This window comes from Bacillus sp. sid0103 (genome assembly GCF_019219025.1).
Genome location: NZ_JAHUWN010000006.1, coordinates 208,511 through 230,590, shown reverse-complemented (window position 1 = coordinate 230,590; position 22,080 = coordinate 208,511). Strand labels below are relative to the sequence as shown.

Genomic DNA, 22,080 nt, shown 5'->3' with positions numbered 1-22,080 from the left:
ATCATGTTTCAAAAAAAATAGAACCCACAACTATGGATTCTGGACTTAAAAAGTTTAATCTCCGATTGTATTCTCTTTAATAAGATAATAACACACAAGTTTCAAAGCATTTTCCCCGTGTATTATTGTTAGGTTTCTCAATAGTACACTTTTACTCGTCCCCTTTAACCCCATAAGAAGGAGCCAATTCAGGCACAACTGCTCTTACCTTATAATCATTAGCCTGTGGTTTGTATAATTCCCATAATTTTTTTAAATCCTGAAGAGGATTATCACTATAATCAACTCGTAAGTCAACAAAAGGGAATGGTTCATCAGTGAATACCAGAAGTCCGATCGAATGCTCCTGGTCGAGCTCTCCCCCCATTTGGAAGCCTTTTTCTATCGCCAAAATTAATCGATCTGTCAAGGACTTTCCTTCTGTCCGTAAAAATTCTCTGCCCATAGCTTCCGGGATTGTGCAATCACTGAGCAGATTACCGATACAGGCAACATTTTTATCACAAAATTCTCCATGAACCCCCAGCGCCTTGCTTCCAGTAAAGGCAGCCGAGTTTCCTTTTGAATCGACTACTGCGATTTGGCGAAACTCTGGATAAGGTGATGCCTCCTTCATCGCGCGAATAGCCGATTGCGCATCAAAGCCGTTTTCCAACACTGAAAATCCAATTGCAGCTAATCTCGGGTCCGTTACATTTTGTGTTAATATGGCACCTACATCCGTTTTTGCCCATGGGCACCTTGCCCCAACGGATGGACTGCTGGATGTAACAATGACACCGAACGCACCCGTGGCTGAACAGCGACCTGCTACCGAAAATGTCATTACATTCCCCCCCTTGCTGAAAATAATTTCATTCAAGAAATTACTTTCTATTTTATTAAAGGCTCTTTTCGTAAACTTTGTTGCTTTTGGATCTTAATAAGGATCATGTACCATGTTTCTAGGCAATTTTCGCAAATGTTCCTAAGAAAAGATGCCACGAAGCATCTAGTTATACGGGTTGATTAACTTATACGAAAAACAACATTCTATGCGAAAATAGCCTTATTAAAAGAAACCCTTACTCGCTGATAACAGCCTCAACATCAATCTCCATCAGCATTTCCGGCAACGCAAAGCCGCTGACTAACAATCCAGTACTACATGGATACACATCCTTAAAATGTTTGCCAATAACAGGATACACCTTACTGCGATCTTCACGATTCATCAAATACACCGTAATTTTACATATATCCTGTATGGTGCCCCCAGCCTCTTCAATCAATTGCTTTACACAGGTACATGCCATTTCTGCCTGAGCTTCTACATCACCAATTCCGTGAAAGTTTCCATCTAAGTCAAAGCCTGTTTGACCTCTTAAAAAAATACGATTTCCTGCTCTAACTGCCATACTCAACTCATTGACGATGTGGTGTTCCTGTTTTCCTAAATTTTTAGGATAAAACTGTTCTGTTTTAAACTTTCTAAATCTCTGAATCTCTACTTTTTTGGCCTCACCATGTATTGACATATATTTTTTCCTCCCTAAGGTAGAATTTTATATTTAAGGAATTTCTCCTTAATTATTCTCAAAATTCACAATTATATTTATTCTAGAAATCTTGAAACATACCACTACTCGCCCAATTATCCTAGATAGGAACGCTGGACAAGTTCGCTTTCCTTTAGTTCTTTTTGCGTCCCTTGACCTACTAACCGTCCTGCCATCAGTACATAACCTCGACTGCAAAAGTCGATGGCCATTTCTGCATTTTGATCCACTAATAAAATGGTCGTACCCTGCCGATATAAATCCATAATTTTGTCATATACCTCATATACTAGTTTCGGGGACAAACCCATAGAAGGCTCATCTAGTAATAAAAGCTTAGGCTTTGTCATCATAGCACGGGCAATGGCCAACATTTGCTGCTCACCTCCGGAAAGTAAGCCAGCAAGTTGATCTTTCCTCTCGCGGAGGATGGGAAACGGCTCTGTTACTTCCAGAGCTCTCTGCTGACGTTCTTTAGCAGAAAGTGTATAACCGCCTAACAGCAAATTATCCCACACAGATAGTAACGGAAAGACATGGCGGCCTTCAGGTACAAGTGTCATACCACGGCTGACAAGCTTAAACGTTTTTTCTTTAATGATAGATTGACCAGAAAGTACAATATTCCCGCTTTTGGGGCGGAGTTCGCCGATAATAGTTTTTAAGAGAGTGCTTTTTCCTGCACCATTGGCACCGATCACCGAAACAGCTTCCTTCTCCTCTACCATCAAACTTACATTGTCTAATGCGCATATTTGACCATAATAGGTACTAACATTTTCAACCTTAAGCATTGGCTTCAGCCCTCCCCATATAGGCTTCCAATACCGCTGGATGACTCTGAATCATTTCAGGAGGACCTTCAACCAACTTTTCTCCAAAATTAATCACTGTAATTTGGTCGGATAACGTATTCACAAGATGCATGTCGTGAGCAATAATTAAAATGGTGATACCTTGATTATTAACCTGTGAAAATAGTTGCTTCAGCTCTTTTGTTTCATTCTGATTCATTCCAGCAGTCGGTTCATCAAGTAATAATAAACGCGGATTTGTTGCTAAAGCACGGGCAATTTCTACCCGTCTTTGATTTCCATAGGATAACCGCGCAGCATACTCATGGCGCATATCCCATAGCCCCACGAATTTTAAAATTTCTGCAATTCGTTCTTTTGCTTCTCTTTCCTTGTTACGGAATCGTTTAGTACGGAATACTGCAGGCAGTAATTTTCCACCTGTCAGCAGATAGGTCCCAATTAGTACCGTTTCAAAAACGGTCATATCCGGAAATAGTCTAATATTTTGGAAGGTTCGTGAAACCCCTTGCTCCGCGATTTTATCAGGTCTCAACGAGGTAATATTTTGATTCAATAACTGAATCTCCCCTTCATCAGGAGTAATGACACCCGTAATCAAATTAAAAAGTGTACTTTTCCCAGCCCCATTTGGACCGATGATCGCATGGATAGTATTATGCTTTACAGAAAACGATAAATTGTTAACTGCCTTAACGCCCCCAAAGGATTTAGAGAGAGATTTGACGGTTAAGATGGCTGAATCATCAACAAACTTACTGCTCATAACTCAACCCCTCTTTCTCAATAACGTTTTTTTCAATTTGTAGACTTTTCTTTAGCATACGGCGCTTTGATAGTTGAAACAATCCCATGATTCCTTTTGGAAAAAACATGATCATAATGACGATTAGAAAACCATAAATTAACATTCTTAATTCAGGTGTTTCCCTTAATGCCTCGGAAGAAACGGTGAGAATCGCCGCTCCAATAATCGATCCTGCAATCGATCCTTGTCCGCCGATCATGACCATCGTTAAAATAGTCACAGACATACCGAAGGCAAAGGTTTCAGGACTGACCACATGAAGAAAATGGGCATATAAAGCACCGGCAGCACCACAGAATGCGGACGAAATAGTAAACATAATCACTTTTGTTTTAAAAACTGGAATTCCCATCGCTTGTGCCGCAAGTTCATCATCACGGATGGCTTTGCATGCACGGCCAAACCCGGACTTGATTATTAATCTCGTTATTAAGATACCTAGATATACAAAGATTAATAGCAATGGGTAGTAGTCGTGGTATTGTATAAACGGAAATTGCAAACCTCCCAATGTTATCGTGGGAGGAGCAGAAATTCCTGCAATCCCCATTGGACCTCCCGTTAAGTCCGTCCAGTTTAAAAAAACTAGCCAGATAATTGTTCCAAACGCGAGTGTTGCCATTACCAAATATTCTTCGATTAATTTCAAACCAATAAATCCAATGATGAACCCAATTATCGCAGTGATGATAATCGAAAAAGGAAGTGTTAACCAAAATGAAAACCCTAGATTTTTAGCAAGAATCGCAGCTACATAGGCACCAATTCCAAAGAATGCTCCATGACCGACAGAAACTTGACCCGTATAACCTACAATTAAATCGAGGCCTAAAGCTAGAATGGCATAAATTAAAATTAAATTTATAACATACATAAAGTACGTATTTACAATTCCAAGCGGAAGAAGAAATAATGCAATCCCCCCAAATATAAGCACGATTTTTCGGATAGCCGGCTTTTTGATGTGATCCATTTCATCTCCTCCCTTACACTTTTTGTTGGATAATTTTTCCGAATATTCCTTGCGGACGAACTAATAAAATAAATAACAATATCACCATTGCGACTGCATCACGATAACCGGAGGAGATAAATCCAGCCGCAAAGCTTTCAATGACTCCAAGTAATAACCCCGCAATCATGGCGCCAGGAATATTTCCCATGCCGCCCATTACGGAAGCTGTAAATCCTTTTAATCCTGCAAATACCCCCATTGTTGGATATACTAAGAATACGGGTCCTACTAAAATACCTGCGAGCGCACCAACCGCTGATCCAATAGCAAACGTGATTGATATAATCTTATTTGCATTAATCCCCATTAGTTGTGTTGCTTTTATATTCTGTGAGGCTGCTTGAACTGCTTTCCCCATAAGTGTTCGATTAATAAATAACTCCAAAACAATCATGACAAGGATGGTCAAGATTATGATAAAGATATAATGTTGATTGATCAGCATATCTCCAACAGTAATGTTTTTTGATAAAAAGGGGGAGGTTAGTCGCTCTGGTGTCGCCCCCCAAATATATTGAGCTAAATTTTGGAGAACAATCGATATTCCTATCGCTGCAATCAGCAGATTTAATTTGGGTGCATTTCTCATCCTCATATAAACCATTTTTTCCATTAAATAACCAAGTAAAGCTCCTGCGCACACTCCCCCAAGATAGGCGATCCAGATTGGAGTATCCAATAAAAGAAGATAAAGGGACACGAATGCCCCTCCCATATAAACCTCACCATGTGCAAAATTAATAAAACGTAAAACATTCCATACCATGGTGTATCCGATTGCCATTAATGCATATATACTGCCGAGGACTATTCCATTTATGAGTTGATCAATGAACACAAGTAATCACCCTATTCTGAATCTTTTATAACCACGAAGTTACCTTTTTGCACTTGCATAATCATTGGTGTGTTGGAACGGTCACCGTTTTTGTCAAACTTAATCGGACCAGTAATACCTTGAAAATCGAGGTTCGCTAATGCGTCACGTGATTTATCAGAGTCCCCGTCTCCATCAGTCAGGGCCTTTGCCAATGCCATAGCTGCATCATAAGCAATAGCGGTATTTGCTTGTGCCGGTATATCATTTTCTTCTGCTAATTTCTTAAACTCTTTCATTTCTTCTGTATCTGCATTTAAATCAATCATAGATGCAAAAATATGATTCTCTACCGCATCCCCTCCTAATTTGATGAGTTGCTCAGAATACATAGAATCATCCGGTGAGAAGAATTGAATATTTAATCCAGCCTGCTTTGCTTGCTGTTCAATTAAGGCCACTTCATTGTATAGCCCGACAACCATTACCGCATCTGCATTAAGTGTTTTAATCTTTGATAATTGAGAAGAAAAGTTTTTATCACCAGGGTTATATTTCTCAGCTGCAATGAATTTTACGCCTAATTCTTTGGTTGACGCTTTCGCTGCATCATACATGGTGATTCCATAATCTGTATTTTCAAAGAGTGCTGCGATTTTCGTTACCTTTTTCTCTTCTGCCATATATTTCATAACGGCAGGAACGTAAACGGAACCTGTTAAAATCACGCGGAATAGATATTTGTTACCGGTTTTAGAAAGGTCTGGGCTGGCCCCCATGTTTAAATGAAGGACTTTCGCAGGTCCTGAAACATCCTGTGCAGCTAATGTTGGTGATGAATTATAACCTCCAATAATTGCCTTTACTCCATCATTCATAATCATTTTATTCACTACTGCAACAGCCTCAGTCGGGGTGGCTTTATCGTCACCGACGATTAAGTCAAGCTTCTTCCCTTTGATGCCTCCATCACTATTAATCTTTTTAAAAGCAAGTTCGACTCCATTTTTCATATCCTGTCCATACTGGGCATTATCACCAGTCATTGGTGCCTGTAATCCAACCTTTATTGTGTCGCTGCCCTTGGAAGATGAATTGCTGTTTCCTGAAGAAGAATTCGTTGCCGAACACCCAACCAACAATATGGCTAGCATCAAAAACATCACCAATTTTTTAGGAATTGACCTTTTAGAGAATACCAACTTCATTCCTCCTCTTTCTTTTTACATTTTTAAAACTTTTTTAAATTTTCATATCTCCCTTTTGATGAAAGTTTTTCTATGGGTGTATGTAAAGACAGATAAACGGTGAAGTTTAGAATGGATTTTGGCGGCAGATTCTAAGGAGTGAGGGAAATGACATTTTTCCCATGGAATTAAGACATGATCAAAAATAAGTAAGGTATTTGTTTTCCTGTCAATTTATTCCTCACAGGTTCCTCCTTCCAATAATGGATGAACAATATCCTTACTTTTTATTTACGGATTTTTTCTTTAATTATTCTTTAATTAAAAATAACAAATTCATAGTGATAATGTCAATTTAATTTTCTAAAAATTCTTACTTTTATAAGTATCTTATTTTTTACATACTATATCATATTTTTTAGAACTGCTTGTACGACCATTAACAGAAAATTAGAACTTATTAAAAAAATATATGGTTTACATTCTATTAAAATAATAATTCTACTGCTCCATTTTCCATCGTAGAAAAAGGCTGTCTACATTACTTACAACAGCCTTAATGAAAAAATTTGAAGGGATCTACCATATTCAAATTCAATTTGTCTTTTTGATTGGTATACTAAACTCTGATTCAGAAAGCGTACGATCTAAGTTAATGATTCCCTGCAGAATTAAATTTCCTGCTTTTTCAATATCGTCGGGATGGCTGTACTCACCTGGACAATGACTTTTTCCATTTATACTTTTAACAAAAACCATAGCCGACTTCGTAATGCTTGCCATATGGGCTGCATCATGGACAGCCATACTAGGTAAAATTAAGAAAGGCTCTTTCATTTCGCTAGCCGTGTTTACAAGGCAAGTAACAATCTCGTGATCTAATACCTCAGGTTTTTGATCTAAAAATACTTCCTGTTGAATGGACACTTGTCTTTTTGTGGCAATTTCCTGCCAAACCGCTTTAATTGCCTCAACTGCCTGATAGATCGATTCTGATGTTTCGGCTCTTACTTCCAAGATAAAATCAATTTGACCTGGAATAATATTGGCAGCATTCGGATTGACTTTTAACTTTCCGACTGTACCGACGACATCTCCCCGGGTCGAACAGTATCTTTCCACTTCAAGAATCATTTCTGAGGCAGCAGTCAACGCATCTTTTCGATCCCTCATCATCGTTGTACCCGAGTGATTTGACTCGCCCTTCACTTTGACAATACAACGGTACGTCCCGACAACACTGTTAATCACTGCCATCGGAATATTTGCATTTTCTAAGCGCTGTCCCTGCTCTATATGAAGTTCAATAAAAGCTTTTTTATCACGATGCATATCTTTCATCATTGAGAATTTATCCAGGCCACCGCTAACCTTTATTAATTCATCACTAAGACGGGTCCCTTTTAAATCGTGTACATCTTGCACCATTTCCGCTGTTAAACGGCCAACAAATGAACGGCTGCCAAACGTGGATAAATTAAAATCATTTGATTCCTCTGCAGTGAAGGAGACAATTTCGATATCATGATCTAAGCGAATATTTGATTCTATTAATCTTTTAACAATTTCTTTCGCCATTAATACCCCTAATGGCCCATCGTATTTCCCTCCATTCGGAACAGAATCCAAATGAGAGCCTATTACAATGCTTCCCCCTTTTTTTCCTGTACCTTCATATTTCCCCCATATGTTTGCAGCACCATCAATGGTCACTTCTAGCCCCATTTCCTTTATTTCTTCAATAAATAATTGACGAACTTCATGATCTGCTGGAGAAAAACTAGGCCTAGTTACACCTCCATGTTCATTTTTCCCGTAGGCTCCATATTTCTCGATATCCCTTAATAGTCGATTTAAATTGATTCTCAAAAATTGCCCCCCTCTTTCCTGCCATCTATTTCAGTTCCAGTTAGTAACCATAAAAATAAATCGAAGCAACAATGTGAAATAAATCCAGCATTGTTGCTCCAAGTATTAGTTTTGTTCCACTACTATTTATACATTAATTACTAGAAACTGGCTCAGACTTATTAAGCCCTGCTGCTTTTCGCACTAAATCACGCTGTGGCTCCATATCAAAATTGCTAAATACGGCCATTTGTTGAGCAAAAGGAGGACTTTGTGCAAATAATTCAAAAGTAGTTTTGTGTCCTGCATAAGAGGAATTTAACAAATCTCTCGCGAAATATAATAATTTCCCTCGATCTTCAGGGGTCCACTCCCCAACAGAATAATATTGGTCGAAATACTGCTTGATTTCAGGATCTGCCATTGTTGTAGAATCAGGAGTCACCGCTAATTGGCCGCCAACGAGTTCTCTAGTTAAATGAGCCATAGCTGGGAAATTAGCTAAAGCAAAGACTCGACCGGTATACAAAAGTGACGGATTCGGCATCATTAAACCGCCGGGGCTTCTTTTCGCATCAGCTACGGCTGCAGTTAAATGGGCATTGATTCCTTCACGATAATTGATCAACTCAGAGATTTTTTCTTTAACAGCTTGGAGATGGGTTAAACCTGTTTGCTCAACATTTAGTAGTGCTGTACCAATTAAATAATCAGCTCTGCGTAACATTCTTAGGGTGTAATTAAAGGCAGAATAACGGTGTAGAGTAGAACGAATATAAGCGGCAGAATCTAAGGAGCGGTGGAAAAGGACATTTTCCCATGGAATAAGGACGTGATCAAAAATTAGCAGGGTATCAATTTCTTCAAATTTTGTGGCAATAGGATAATCTTGTGGATTTCGGTCTGTACCTAGTGATGTTCTGCAAATATGCTTTAATCCTGGTGCACCCATATCGCAAATGAATCCGCAAGCGAACGGTGCCATCTTTTCTGATCCAGCATTCCAGTCTAGTATGGTTGGTTTTACAAAGGCCTGGTGCGCATAGGCAGCAGCTGTTTCAAACTTTGCTCCTTTTACAACGATTCCTTGGTCATTTTCCTCGACCACATGGAGAAGGGTTCCTCCATCTTTCCCACTGAACAATTTGCTTCGATCACCTTTTGGATCTGTATTCGCTGAGACATGAAATAAATCTTCTCGCGCTACACGGTCAATATGATACCTGATATTTTTCGCGTAGGTTGGATCAATTTCATTTAATTTATCTTGTGCGTCATATAAGGACCACATTTCACCAATTGTTTCATCTCCTACCCGATAAACTACCCCGCCAAGATCGTCTAGTACCGTCTCGACATGTTTGCGAATAGCAATTAGATCTTCTTTTGTTTCAGGCATTTTATAAGCCCGTGAAACAACTTCGCCGTCAGGCAGTGTGGTTGTTAAGGTATCAGCATATTTTGCTTCGAGTGCCATATCATACATACGAGCCTTAACATCAATAATTGGCTTAAAGGATGGGTGTTCGGCAACATTCTTTACCTTTTCCCCATCAATATAAACCTCTCGTCCATCATTCAGCGACTCCCGATATTGCTTACCTGTCATTAATGCCATTCCATTACCTCCCATTTCATTCATTTAACTTACAAATCAAATGATTGTTATTTTGCTTCTTCAAATTTTCCAAACTTTCCACGGTAGTAAACTAAAGGCTCTCCATCAGCTGCATAGGCTGTTTGCACCCTGCCCAAAAAGACGGAATGAGTACCACCTGTTACTTCTTCAACAACGCGGCATTCGAGTGTAGCAAGTGATTGACCTAAAACTGGATTGCCTAACTCGCCATATGAAAAGTCAGTCCCATCAAATTTATCCGAATTAGCCCTTGCAAATTTTAATGCTAACTCTTTTTGGGTTTCATTGACGATATTTACCGTAAAGGACTCTGCAGCTGAGATTGCATGACAAGTTCCTGTGTTTTTATTCACGCAAACCAGCAGCATTGGTGGGTCAACAGAAACAGAACAGACCGCACTTGCCGTGATCCCAAAATCAACCCCATTATTTCTAACGGTTATGATCGTTACCCCACTAGCAAAGTGGCCAATAACCTGTTTAAATTGTTCTTGGTCAACCAACGGGAATAACTCATGGTTCTGCTTCGATTTATTCATTCATAACACCCCTAGTTATTTTATTTACGGAATATTTCTTAATATGTTCCTTAAATAAGACTATACAACCCGTTAAAACTATTGTCAACAGAATTTTCTAAAAATTCACTACAATCAATTTGAGGGTGTTAATATGAAATTGGTTAAACTCTTAAAATATGAAAACTTTTTTACGAAGGGTTTTATTATGGTTATAATGAAATAACCAACCATATCAATTAGGAGGGAAATTTTTGAAACTAAGAGCCGGAATCATCGGACCAACTGACTCTGTCCAACTAATTACTGAAATAGCCAATGAATATCGTGACCGGCTGCAGCCAGTACCATATATTTATCAGTTACCCGAAGAAGCAACAAATATCGTATTAAACAATCAACAAGTAATTGATCTATGGATCCTTGCTGGGCCTGCCCTTTTTAATCCGTTTCAAAAGAGCGCTGTAAAACAACCATTTTTTTTACTTCAATTAGATGGTGCTAGCTTAACCAAGACCTTATTTGACATTGGTTATAATGATCAAAGAAGTTTAGAACGAATAAGTATTGATACATTGTCCGAAAGAGACGTTTATGAAACCTATCGTGACCTTGGTATACCAAGTGACCAGATTTATGTTCATGAGTATACCAATGAAACTCCTCTTGAGAATCTACTAGCTTTTCATCAAAAACTTATTCAAGATGGAAAAGTGGATATTAGTATAACAAGTTTACGTTCTATCTATGATCAGTTGAGTTCACAAAATATAACAACCTATTGGGTTGCACCGACTAGAAGTAACATTCGTAGAACATTGTCATCTGCTGTCCAACAATGGGAAACGATTCATTTTAAACAATCACAAATTGCGGCTATCCTTGTGAAGGTGCAAGGAATGGAAAAAAAAGCTGATCATAATATGGTTTCATATGATATTCATCGCTTAAGTTTAGAGATACAGGCAGCTATTTTAAATTTTGCTGAATCCATTTCGGGATCTTTTGTAACGATTGGAATCGGAATCTTTGTTATTTTTTCAACTAGGGGTTCTTTAGAAGAACCGGAGAATTCGGTTACCTCACTTTTGGAAAGATTGGCGTTAATTGCAGATTTACCATCCAACATTGGAATTGGCTACGGTGATACTGCCCTCACAGCAGAAGAAAATGCTAGGCTTGCGCTAAACCATGCTCAAAATTATGATTCTTTTTGTGCTTTCTTGGTGGATAATAATGGAACAATCGAAGGTCCATTAAAAGAACAAGAAACCATCTCCTTTCAATATCGGACTGAAAATAAGGAAATAAGTGAAAAACTTAAAAATAGCGGGATAACGATTACAACGTTTAATAAAATATTATCGGTTCAGAATAGAATGGGAAATGGTTCAATTACTTCAACTCAAGTAGCCGAATGGCTAAAAATGACCCCAAGAAATGCTCGTCGAATCCTTACAGGATTAGTAGAAGAAGGTATGGCAGAAATTATTGGAGATGAGGCACCTTCCTCCAAGGGACGCCCGAGGAAAATCTATCGAGTCTCCAATACTTCCGAATTGACTAAAAAGTAGGAATGACAAAGGAATCTGCCTATATAATCTAAGAAGTAAAGGCGCTATCGACTTAAAGATAGTGCCTTTGTGATATTCTTCCGAATTCTGACTTGGCGAATGCAGTTCTCTATTCCCCACAAGCATATTACTTATACATTCGACCAAAATTGGCTACAATTCTAATAGAAATGGAGGAAAAAGAACATGATACGATTTCTCGCGATTATCTCATTTATTCTTTTATTTAAATTTTCACTACCTGTTATTGACAAGCAATTGGAAAAAAATAATATCAACCAAACGATTGATTCTATTCAATCTGAAATAAATGTAAAAGATAATCCTGAAATAGTAGAAACACTGAACAGTTTTTATGAAAAAGTTCAACAATTAGTGAAACAGATTGGAGCACAAGTAAGAGAACTCCCTCTTCCTAAACAAAATCCACAACAGCAGGAAAAAGAGACAGATAAAGTTGACTTAACAGTCCCTACTGAACAAGTATTCTCGATTCATAATGTTGAAATTGGCAATCTAAAAGAAGATATTGAACATAATTTAGGAAAGGCAAATCGTTCATCCCTTAATGAATATGGGACTGATTGGAATACCTATCATCAAGATTATCATGATTTCTTTATGGTTATGTATGACGAAAACAACAAAGCTGCTGGAATATATACGAATCAGGATTTAATTTCTTCAACGAACGGAATCAAGCTTGGAAGTTCGAGGAAAACTGTACGGGAAAAACTTGGGGAGCCATTAACCAAAATTCAAAAAGGATTCACTGTGTATCAACTAGAGGAAAATAGCGACAATGATTTGTTCCTGGTCGATGGAACGTATGTAACTGTCTTTTATGATAAACATGAAAATAATACGGTGACGGCAATGCAGTTGGTGGGCAAAGATTTTGAAGAGGAGAAAACAGATTTTTACACGAAAGGAAATGCAGCTTTAAAAGAAGGCTTTGAATATCAGTTATTTGATTTGACCAATGCGGCACGGGTCAATCATAAACTTCCTGTCCTGACATGGGATGAACATGTTCGGGAAACGGCTCGTAAACATAGCACTGATATGGCTGTCCATCAGTTCTTTGATCATACCAACTTGAAAGGCCAATCCCCGTTTGACCGGATGAAAGCAGATGATATTAGTTTTCATTTGGCAGGTGAGAACCTTGCCTATGGACAATTTAGCAGCATTTTTGCCCATGAAGGTTTAATGAATTCACTTGGGCATCGGGAAAATATCTTGCGGGCAGGTTATGAGTATTTAGGAGTCGGCGTCGCTTTTAATAATGAATCACAGCCCTACTATACGGAAAACTTCTTTGCAAAGTAGATATACGCACAAAACCTTCCTATAGGAAGGTTTCGTTTTTTCCGTTAAGACTCCCTGGCAGAGATAACTGTCATTAATTCATCAGTCGAATAGAAATCCTTTACGCCAGGTTTGTTTTGAAGATAAAGATAGATTTCTTCATTCGTATACAATGTTTTTAAGCCTTTAATAATGGTTGCTAAATAGTAATGGGAAGGCTTCGTAATTTCCACTTCAGCCCGATTCCACGGAGCAGTGAAGGTGAAAATAGGGTATCCATTGTATTCACCAAGATAAATAATATTTCCATACCAAGAACTGTCTCTAAATATTTTTGACCCAGTCTTTTTTACTTCGTTTAAATCAATCTTGAAAAATTCTCCGCTGTTCTCTTGTTGGACCACATCTAAAAACTGTTCGATCGTGATTAAATATTTTTTGCTATAGGTTACAGTATCCTTTTCGTGGTTTAATCCAATAAAGGCCACTCCTTGTGATTGCCATCCTGCTGCCTCTTTTGCAAAGTAAAGCGGATAATTGATTGTAAAAGAAGACTCCGCAATTGGCAGTGAAGAATCTTTACAGCCTGTCTCCACCCTTGTGGAACCCGCGGGACTCCCGCCCTTGATATAACACAAAAATCGATCCTTATTAAGATTTGAACCATAACTCGCATACCACACATACTGATTGCTCTCACTCACGACTACCACCAACCTTAATCTGTATAGTAAATTAACATTACTTTTTTATATAAACCTATCTACTTGCCATCAAGATTCTTGGTTATCATCCAACAACGCCAAGGATTTCCCGATGGACTCAGGTAAGACAAAAGTATTCCTGTCAGTGTCATAAGGTGTTTCTCCTAAATTAATAATGATCATTGGTATGTGCTGCCGTCTATATTGAGGAAATGTAGAAAATGGCGTTACTTTCATACTCGACCCTAACACCAATAGACAATCAGCATCACGAATCGAATTTAAAATTTGGTCAAACCCCTCAACCGTAAACCACTTGCCTGTATCACCAAACAAAACAACGTCAGGCTTAATGAAACGCTCTTGTTTATAGCGGGTATTACACTGGTCACAGACATAGAATTCATCTACAGTCTGGAGACGATTTACCATTTCTTCGGTCGTATAGCTATTCCCGCAATTTAAACACGAAGCACTTTTCATAGTGCCATGGAATTCAATCACGTTTCCACTGCCAGCTTTTTGATGAAGTCCATCTATATTTTGGGTAATGATACTTGACACTTTCCCTTCCCTTTCCCACTTTGCGAGGATTTCATGCCCAAGATTCGGAACTGCATCGGGATGGTATAGATTCTCGAAGGCAAACTGATAAAACTCTCGTGGATAATGATAAAAATAATCCAGGGAAAGGATATATTCGGGTGCCATTTGATAAACACCGTTTCTCGAGCGAAAGTCTTTAATGCCTGATTCTGTGCTAATTCCAGCACCTGTGAGTACTACGATGTTCTTTGAGTTCCTGATAATACTGGTACAGTTTTGGATCACGTTATTTTTCATCGGTTATTACTCCTTTTAAACCTCTTTCTCAAGCACTATCTATTATATCGAGAAAAAAGCGATGAGTCATAAAAACTCATCGCTTTGTCTGTTTTCGGTACATGTACCCCACTACTTTATACCTTTAAAGCACTGGGGGGCAGGTATTATTGATACTAAGCAAAGGCACGTAATTTTTTATTCTTTTTAAACTGTAATGGTTTATGTGTGTAATAGATTTTTGCTAGTGCATGATTATCGCATAGTGAACATTTTATTTGATAGGAAGCTTTGCTAATATGGGGAGTATCTAAGAAGGTTAGTATTTCTTTCATATGTCGATTACAGGCCCACATGTTCTCACCCCGAATTTATATTTTTCATTTTCACGTTCCTAAATGGTAGAAACTTCTTTTTGAATTTTATCCGGCTTTCTCTTTTTCACTACTTCTGTAAATGCATCATCCCAAGAAATCGAAATATCTCCATTTGTCACAAAGGTTTGACAGCCGAGGCGATATCCTTCTTTTAACCATTCTTCGCCTAATTTTCTTCTTTCCTGGACCTTAACTTTATCTAAGAACTCTGCGCCTTCCTCCGTTTTAAAAACGCAGCTGCCGCAAATTCCTCCGCCACATCGGTTCGGGAGTTCGCCATCGTAACGAAGGGACATCCTCAAAATATTCGAATCCTCTGGTACCTCTAATTGTTTATTGCTATTAATGAAATTTATTTTTGGCATGCCTCGTATCCTCCCTTTAATTTATCTTCTTGGTATACAATATACCATATTTAAAATTATCAGACAATATAATATTTTAAATCTTTTGATTTTTTTAAAAGATAAATAGAAGACCACATCCGCAGGACAGGTGTGGTCATCATCTATGGGTACCAAATCGCTCCGAGATCGCTTTGAGTAATCGATCAAGTGGACATCAGTTTTTCTTTTTTAGAAAGCTTTTGTTTTAAATTTTTGATATAGGTGATATAAGCTTTTTTCGAGTTTTCAATATGAATTCTCATTAAATACTCAGCCATTTCCGCTTCTTTATCCCGCAAGGCTTTCATGATATCGATATGTTCCTTTAATGATTCTTCTCTTCTACCTGGTGTCTCATATCCCATATTTGCAGCCATATGTATATAGTCAATCAGGCCAGAGAGAATCTCAAATAGTTTAGGGCTTTTCGATGCTTTATTAATGAGACGATTCATTTGAATATGTTCAAAATTAAAGTTTTCTTCCGCTTGATCTTTTAACTCCATCAACTCTTCGATCTTTTGATCCAATTCTAGTTGTGTTTCTTTATCCATCCGTCCCGCGGCCAATTTAACGGCAAGGACTTCTAATGAAGCAAGGATTGTAAATACCTCGATGACTTCATTCTCGGAAATATTCGAGACGACGACACCTTTACGGGGTACTGTTTTTACAAAACCCTGGGATTCCAAGCGGAACAATGCTTCTCGAATTGGGGTACGGCTGATGCCTAATTTCCCAGCCAGCTCCCGTTCAATTAACCGATCGCCTGCTTTTAATTCGCCCTCGAGAATCATTTCCTTTAAATAGTTATATGCATGCTCACGAATCGATAAAAGATTGTTTTCCTCCCATCTTAAGTCCATAACTTCCACCCGCTCATTTTATATTATTTTTTAACATTCCGGCTTACGAGAGAAAAACTCCACCATAGACTAAGCAGCAAACAATTAACAGGGATGGGTGCATTTTGATTTTAATTAAAGCAAAATAACTAACCACAGCCAATAAGATTAAGTGAAAAAGACCACTTTTTTCATAGGCAGTTAAAAAGAACTGATAGGCCATCACAGCGAGTAAAATGAAAATAATCGGCTGAACAGACTTTGTCATAAGCGCTACTTTTGGAGACCCTTTAAATAGATTAATAAACTTAAATAGTAAAATAACAGCAAGTGCAGAAGGAAGAACGGTTGCAATTAGCGCAATGGTTGCACCGAGAACTCCTCCTAGTTGGTAACCGATATAGCCGCCCATTTTGGTGGCAATCGGACCAGGCAGGGCATTTGCAATCGCTAATACATCCCCAAACTCGGATAGACTCATCCAGTGGTAATGGTTAACCACTTCATTTTGAATTAATGGAATGGTTGCAGGACCGCCTCCGTAACCTAATAAATTCGCAATAAAAAACGACCAAAAGATATGCAAATAGATCATGAACTTTTTTCCTTTCTCTGAAGAACCATCTCAGCAGCAGTTTTTGCCGCTTTTTCCTTTCGATCCGCAATGATAAAGGCAGCGATCAGAAATACAGCAATTAAGATTCCGGGATGTAATCCAAGGAACTGAACAACAATTAAAGAAACGATCGATAGCGTGAGCATGATCGGAAAACCTAAGCCTTTCCGGCCATTTTGGAAAAAACGATAAGCCATCTCCAAGAGCATAAAGCCAATCACAGGTGTAACCCCTTGAACCATCCCACTTACAATCGGTGATTCCTTATAGGAATAAAGCACACCCAATAAGGCAATCATGGCAATAATGGAAGGCAGAATATGAGTTAGAATGGCAACAGTAGCCCCTAAATATCCCTTCACTTTATAACCGATATACGCCGCCATTTTGGTGGCAATTGGTCCAGGTAATGTGTTGGCTAATGCCAGGATTTCTACAAATTCTTCTTCGTTCATCCACTTGTATTTTTTAACAGCTTCAAATTCAATCAACGGTATAGTCGAGGGTCCGCCCCCATAACCAGTCACACCGGTGCGGGCAAATCCAATAGCTAACTCAAGATATGTTTTCAGTTGATTCTCCCCCTTTTTATACCAATATAACATTTTTACTCTTTTTTTAATAGAACGCCAGATTAAGATAGACCCCATCCTGTTAAAAACAATTCAGGAATGAGGTCCGGATCTAATTATTTTTTTATATCGGCTTCAGTAATTACCTCCAGCCCATCTCTTTCTAGATAGGTCTGTAGTGCCTGCAGTGCAGCTGTACCCACGGCCGTGTCTTGCTCGCCGTTTCCGCCGCTTACTCCAATTCCACCTACTACTTCGCCATTGACAACAATCGGAAACCCGCCAACAAAAATAGCAAACTTTCCTGGCAGCATTTGCTGAATTCCAAAGGCTTCATTTCCAGGAAGTGCAGGTCCATTCGGCTCCTTGTTAAATAAATGGGTCGAGCGTTTATGGCCCGCTGCCGTGTAGGCTTTAGCAATCGAAATTTCTGGTCCAGTGATGCGTGCTCCGTTCATGCGTTCTAATGCAATCAGGTTTCCGCCATCATCAACAATAGCGATTGTTTCAAGGACATTGATCTCTTCTGATTTTTTCTTAGCCGCCTCAATCATTAACTTTGCTTCTTCTAGTTCAATTTTCAACACAGATTTCATACATGTTCTCCTTTATCTATCGAATGTTATTAATAGCCCATATAAACCGTTTTTAATTGTGTAAAGAACTCTAAGCCCACTCTGCCCGATTCACGGAAGGTTGACGTACTTGATTTTTTAAGGCCACCAAATGGCGCATTCATTAAGTTTCCTGTTGTTGTACGATTAACCTTAACTGTTCCCGCTTGGATATCCTTGGTAAATTGGTTAGCAATTTTGAGATTATTGGTAACAATCGAAGCAGACAAACCATATTCGACATCATTCGCAACGGCGATGGCTTCTTCATATGTATCTACTTCAATCACAGCCACAACCGGCCCAAAGATCTCTTCTTTCGCAATTCGCGAATTTGCTTTTACATTAGTAAAAATGGCCGGCTGGACATAGTATCCTTTTTCGAATTCTCCAGTCAATAATGCCTCACCACCATAGACCAATTCAGCACCATCTTCCTTACCGAATTCGATATACTTTAAGACATTTTTCAATTGATTTTCGTTCGCAAGCGGGCCAATTTTCACGCCTGCTTCAAAACCATTACCTATTTTTAGTGCACTCGTTTTTTCAACCAGTTTTTGAACAAATGCCTCTTTTACATTTTTCAAGACGATAACACGGCTTGTTCCGGTACAAGCTTGCCCTGTTAACGAAAAGCCCCCGTTAACCGTTAAAGTGGCTGCTAAATCGAGATCTGCATCATCCATAACAATAAGAGGATTCTTCCCGCCCAGTTCCATTTGCGTCCTTGTCGTAAAGCCTGCTTTTTTATGAATATCTTCTCCTGCAGCAGTTGAACCTGTAAATGTGACGGCCCTAACAGCAGGATGGGTTACCAATAGATCCCCCACGTCTGATGCTTTTCCTGTAACAAAGTTAATCACGCCTTTAGGAATTCCTGCCTTATCAAGTGCTTCAACTAGACGAAAAGCGATTAGTGGCGTATCGGAGGAAGGTTTAAAAACCACCGTATTACCCGTGATTAAAGCGGGAGCGATTTTTCGGGCTGGTATAGAAAGTGGAAAGTTCCAAGGAGTAATGACACTTACTACTCCGAGTGGTTCTCTTTCCGTTGAAACTTTCATGTTAGCATCATCGTTTGGAAAGGTTTCCCCTGTAAAACTTTGTCCTTCTATTGCATAATAGCGGAGCGTTTGCGCAGAACGTAATACCTCATTCTTAGCATCATCTACATGCTTGCCTTCTTCCCTTGTTAACTCTTCAGCAAGGGCAGAAACATTTTGCTCGAGAATGCTGGCAGCTTGATTTAAGATAGCCGCGCGTTTAGATGGTGCAGTTTGGGACCAACTAGGAAAAGCATTCTTGGCCGCTTCAATCGCATTTTGAACATCATGTTCGTTTGAAGCCTGGAATTCTCCAACGAGATCTTCGGTATTTGCCGGGTTCACACTAAAAAATGTTTTCTTGCTTACCGATTCCTGCCATTCTCCATTAATATAATTATTGAATGTCTCTACTTTTGTAGTAATCACTACTATCACCTTTTTTCATTTATTAAGTTCCAACTATTATTTGAAAACTATGATCCTATAAAAATGGCCGTCACTTAAACCTTAAATTATAAGATTAATATGACGGCCGGTACACAGGCGCTTCCGCTTATCTATTTATTTCGTTTCTACTAATGCACCTAAATCCTTTTCAATATACTCTTTCCAAAGGCCATCCATGTACATACGGCGCATTTTTGCTCCTGTACGAACAACTTCTAAGCAACGTTGCTGTAACTCAGGCGTATCGGCGTGATCAAGAACAATTTTGTATCCGCGCTCACCATGGATCTCATCTGAAACAATGTGTAAGTCAAAGAATTCAATTTCTTCATCCGTAAACCCATACTTTTCACGTAAAGCAGGAGTTTGTTTTCGGTAGATATCAGGAACTTGTGATTCTAATCCAACAACCAGAGCTGCTGTTGCTACGACGAAATTCTCACGTGCAGCCACCGCGAAACACCAGCTTTGAAGACCTAAAGTAGTTGGAGCCATATTGTTTGGATCAATAATTCTTTCTGCAGTCGTACCACATGCTTCCGCAAATCGAATCAATAAGTCTGTGTGACGATCCGCTGCGATTTCTTCTTCATACATATTTTGTAGAGTAAAATCTTTTGCAGCAGCAAACTTTGGATCTTGTGGAGTATTGTGGTAAATATACGCTAAGTAATCAGCGAATGGTCCTACATAATGGTAGTGATTTTCAGCCCAACTAGCAAAGTGTTTTCTTTCAAGTTTGCCCTCTGCCCAAGCTACTGTAAATGCAGCTTTCTGGCTATGGTTACCTTTAATTGCTTCCTCTAATTGTCTGCGAAATTCATCTTTAGATAATAATTCTGTCAACTGAAACTCCTCCTCTAATTTTATGTAGGTACCCAACCTTTGATTGGTATTTGATATTTTGTATACCAAATTAGTTTAAAAATAAAAAGATTGTGGATATTCTCTCTTTCCAGCACTCTTTTATTAGGTAAAACTATTGTTTTGGTATACCTTACGTTTATACTACCAATATATTGTTTATTTGTAAATATAATTTTTAGAATTTTTGAAAGATTGTTTTTCTTTTTTTCTAGTACGTCGATTATTGCTGGACATTCACATTCAAATCCAACAATTTGAAAAGTTCGTTGGAAAGATTATCAAGAGATTCCTCGACGATCTGCTGGCCAATTTCCCAACTTGCTTTTGTACCATCACCGATACAGCCATTATTAGTCATTTCTTCATAATAATAAAATCCTTGAATTGCTTTACCAGGTCGAAGTTGCTTCCATCTTCCCTCTTCTTGAATATCACCTTTTTCTAGTTTTTCAAGACGGACAAGTTCGGGAGCTAAATACAATGCTTCCGAAACTTCGCGTTCACAACTATGACCAAATAAGGTGGAAGTGACATTTTCCTTAATTGCCTTTTTAGCAGAGGCAGTCGTTTTTGCATAATAGATTTCTACATCCAGTTCTTTGGTTAACATCATCGAGGCTACATTAAGCGTCGACTGGTTTCCGCCATGGGAATTTAAAAACAAAAACTTTTCAATTCCGTGATGCTTTAATGATGAAACCATATCCTTTAATACCGCAATTAATGTGGTTGGCTGCAAGGAAATCGTGCCCGGAAAATTCAAATGGTGCGGCGAAACACCCATATTAACAGATGGTGTGACCAATGCATAAGGGAACATCCTTTGACCAAGTTTCTTGGCCATCCTTTCAGCTAAGACCGCATCACAGCTTTCTACCATGTGGGGGCCGTGCTGTTCATGAGCGCCTATAGGAATTATAGCAAGTTGAACTGACTTAAGCGCTCCTTCTACTTCTTTCCATGTCATCCTCGTTAAATCATAACAATCCATTCCTACTCACCTACTTAGCCTTGTTGTATTTTGTATACCATTTTTCAAATTAAAAAAATTGCTTATATCGATTGAATAGCCGATTGTTTCTTAGGTGCCTGAATAGAAATATTTTCTTGAGAAATTTCAATATCCTCTTTAATGGTTAATTGGCACGTTAAGCGGTACCCTTCGTTTACCTTATCGCCAAGCATTTTTTCTTCTTTCCAATTCGGTGGTGCCAACCCTTCAGCCCCATTCACTACGACGCAGGTGCATTTCGTGCAGCGTCCCATTCCACAGCCATACTTCAATTTAGGTAATTGGCGCGTGCCAGCTAAGACAACTAAATTGGCATTGTCTTTGACCTCTTGTTCTATTGTCGTTCCATCTACATGAAGGATCACTTTTGGCATACTGTTACCCCTTTCAGTTTATTCTAAAAATTTTGATTCTTCTCTGCAGTATACAATCTTTTGGATAGAGAAGCAAACTAGAATTTAAAAATGGCCAGATTTTTTAATTAAATTCTCTTAGTCTAGCAACGATTCTTGTAATTATTTTAATATTTAGAATATAACCTTGAACATTTTAACAACTTAAGATAAAATACAAAATAAGAGTTTGGTATACAATATTCCTTTGGAGGTGTGTTGAGAAAACTTTCTGTCATAGTTTCCGATCCTTTGAGCCATGAAAATCAATACTTACCTGAAACGATTTTATTAATAGGATTTCAAA

At 38.6% G+C, this 22,080-nt stretch carries 23 protein-coding genes; 2 read left to right on the top strand and 21 right to left on the bottom strand.

Annotation, left to right across the window (positions count from 1 at the left end):
• Positions 1-151 precede the first annotated feature (151 nt).
• The 10 genes from KW850_RS09370 to KW850_RS09325 form a co-directional block, all read right to left on the bottom strand.
• Positions 152-826, bottom strand: coding sequence for a DUF1028 domain-containing protein (locus KW850_RS09370; RefSeq protein WP_218347291.1), 675 nt, complete (start codon positions 824-826; stop codon positions 152-154).
• Positions 827-1,064: 238 nt separating this feature from the next.
• Positions 1,065-1,517, bottom strand: coding sequence for a RidA family protein (locus KW850_RS09365; protein WP_218347290.1), 453 nt, complete (start codon positions 1,515-1,517; stop codon positions 1,065-1,067).
• Between the two features lie 116 nt (positions 1,518-1,633).
• The gene (locus KW850_RS09360) at positions 1,634-2,332 is read right to left on the bottom strand and encodes an ABC transporter ATP-binding protein (protein WP_218347289.1); all 699 of its coding nucleotides are present in this window, start codon (positions 2,330-2,332) and stop codon (positions 1,634-1,636) included.
• Entirely contained in the window at positions 2,325-3,119 is a 795-nt protein-coding gene (locus KW850_RS09355) for an ABC transporter ATP-binding protein (RefSeq protein ID WP_218347288.1), read from the bottom strand. The genes KW850_RS09360 and KW850_RS09355 overlap by 8 nt, the downstream gene beginning before the upstream one ends.
• Entirely contained in the window at positions 3,109-4,134 is a 1,026-nt protein-coding gene (locus tag KW850_RS09350; protein ID WP_218347287.1) for a branched-chain amino acid ABC transporter permease, read from the bottom strand. Before KW850_RS09350 ends, KW850_RS09355 begins: the two co-directional genes overlap by 11 nt.
• A gap of 13 nt (positions 4,135-4,147) precedes the next feature.
• Positions 4,148-5,014, bottom strand: a complete 867-nt coding sequence (locus KW850_RS09345) for a branched-chain amino acid ABC transporter permease (protein ID WP_218347286.1) — start codon at positions 5,012-5,014, stop codon at positions 4,148-4,150.
• Between the two features lie 11 nt (positions 5,015-5,025).
• Positions 5,026-6,147, bottom strand: coding sequence for an ABC transporter substrate-binding protein (locus KW850_RS09340; RefSeq protein ID WP_256358163.1), 1,122 nt, complete (start codon positions 6,145-6,147; stop codon positions 5,026-5,028).
• A 627-nt stretch (positions 6,148-6,774) separates the two neighbouring features.
• Positions 6,775-8,049 carry a Zn-dependent hydrolase gene (locus tag KW850_RS09335; RefSeq protein WP_218347284.1) on the bottom strand — a complete coding sequence of 425 codons (1,275 nt, stop codon included), beginning with the start codon at positions 8,047-8,049 and terminating at the stop codon, positions 6,775-6,777.
• Positions 8,050-8,182: 133 nt separating this feature from the next.
• Positions 8,183-9,646 (bottom strand): 4-hydroxyphenylacetate 3-hydroxylase family protein, encoded by a 1,464-nt coding sequence (locus KW850_RS09330; RefSeq protein ID WP_218347283.1) that lies wholly within the window; start codon positions 9,644-9,646, stop codon positions 8,183-8,185.
• 47 nt (positions 9,647-9,693) lie between these two features.
• The gene (locus KW850_RS09325) at positions 9,694-10,206 is read right to left on the bottom strand and encodes a flavin reductase family protein (protein WP_218347282.1); all 513 of its coding nucleotides are present in this window, start codon (positions 10,204-10,206) and stop codon (positions 9,694-9,696) included.
• Positions 10,207-10,439: 233 nt separating this feature from the next.
• Here KW850_RS09325 and KW850_RS09320 point away from each other — a divergent pair, with 233 nt between their 5' ends.
• Complete coding sequence (locus KW850_RS09320; RefSeq protein ID WP_218347281.1) at positions 10,440-11,759, top strand: helix-turn-helix domain-containing protein; 1,320 nt, start codon at positions 10,440-10,442, stop codon at positions 11,757-11,759.
• A 186-nt stretch (positions 11,760-11,945) separates the two neighbouring features.
• The gene (locus KW850_RS09315; RefSeq protein WP_218347280.1) at positions 11,946-13,091 is read left to right on the top strand and encodes a CAP-associated domain-containing protein; all 1,146 of its coding nucleotides are present in this window, start codon (positions 11,946-11,948) and stop codon (positions 13,089-13,091) included.
• Positions 13,092-13,135: 44 nt separating this feature from the next.
• Here the strand turns inward: KW850_RS09315 and KW850_RS09310 are convergent, their stop codons facing one another.
• The 11 genes from KW850_RS09310 to KW850_RS09260 form a co-directional block, all read right to left on the bottom strand.
• Positions 13,136-13,774, bottom strand: coding sequence for a hypothetical protein (locus tag KW850_RS09310; RefSeq protein ID WP_218347279.1), 639 nt, complete (start codon positions 13,772-13,774; stop codon positions 13,136-13,138).
• 69 nt (positions 13,775-13,843) lie between these two features.
• A complete protein-coding gene (locus KW850_RS09305; protein WP_218347278.1) occupies positions 13,844-14,617 on the bottom strand; it encodes an NAD-dependent protein deacylase in 774 nt (257 codons plus the stop codon).
• A 373-nt stretch (positions 14,618-14,990) separates the two neighbouring features.
• Positions 14,991-15,338, bottom strand: coding sequence for a 2Fe-2S iron-sulfur cluster-binding protein (locus KW850_RS09300; protein WP_218347277.1), 348 nt, complete (start codon positions 15,336-15,338; stop codon positions 14,991-14,993).
• A gap of 185 nt (positions 15,339-15,523) precedes the next feature.
• Entirely contained in the window at positions 15,524-16,225 is a 702-nt protein-coding gene (locus KW850_RS09295; RefSeq protein WP_218347276.1) for a GntR family transcriptional regulator, read from the bottom strand.
• A gap of 43 nt (positions 16,226-16,268) precedes the next feature.
• Entirely contained in the window at positions 16,269-16,799 is a 531-nt protein-coding gene (locus KW850_RS09290) for a chromate transporter (protein WP_218347275.1), read from the bottom strand.
• The gene (locus KW850_RS09285; protein ID WP_256358162.1) at positions 16,796-17,425 is read right to left on the bottom strand and encodes a chromate transporter; all 630 of its coding nucleotides are present in this window, start codon (positions 17,423-17,425) and stop codon (positions 16,796-16,798) included. The genes KW850_RS09290 and KW850_RS09285 overlap by 4 nt, the downstream gene beginning before the upstream one ends.
• Positions 17,426-17,508: 83 nt before the next feature.
• Positions 17,509-17,988 carry a GlcG/HbpS family heme-binding protein gene (locus KW850_RS09280; protein ID WP_218347274.1) on the bottom strand — a complete coding sequence of 160 codons (480 nt, stop codon included), beginning with the start codon at positions 17,986-17,988 and terminating at the stop codon, positions 17,509-17,511.
• A gap of 29 nt (positions 17,989-18,017) precedes the next feature.
• A complete protein-coding gene (locus KW850_RS09275) occupies positions 18,018-19,481 on the bottom strand; it encodes an aldehyde dehydrogenase family protein (RefSeq protein ID WP_218347273.1) in 1,464 nt (487 codons plus the stop codon).
• A gap of 135 nt (positions 19,482-19,616) precedes the next feature.
• Positions 19,617-20,348, bottom strand: coding sequence for an iron-containing redox enzyme family protein (locus KW850_RS09270; protein WP_026567517.1), 732 nt, complete (start codon positions 20,346-20,348; stop codon positions 19,617-19,619).
• A gap of 241 nt (positions 20,349-20,589) precedes the next feature.
• Complete coding sequence (locus tag KW850_RS09265) at positions 20,590-21,360, bottom strand: creatininase family protein (protein WP_218347272.1); 771 nt, start codon at positions 21,358-21,360, stop codon at positions 20,590-20,592.
• Between the two features lie 62 nt (positions 21,361-21,422).
• Positions 21,423-21,755 carry a 2Fe-2S iron-sulfur cluster-binding protein gene (locus tag KW850_RS09260; protein WP_218347271.1) on the bottom strand — a complete coding sequence of 111 codons (333 nt, stop codon included), beginning with the start codon at positions 21,753-21,755 and terminating at the stop codon, positions 21,423-21,425.
• Between the last annotated feature and the right edge of the window lie 325 nt (positions 21,756-22,080).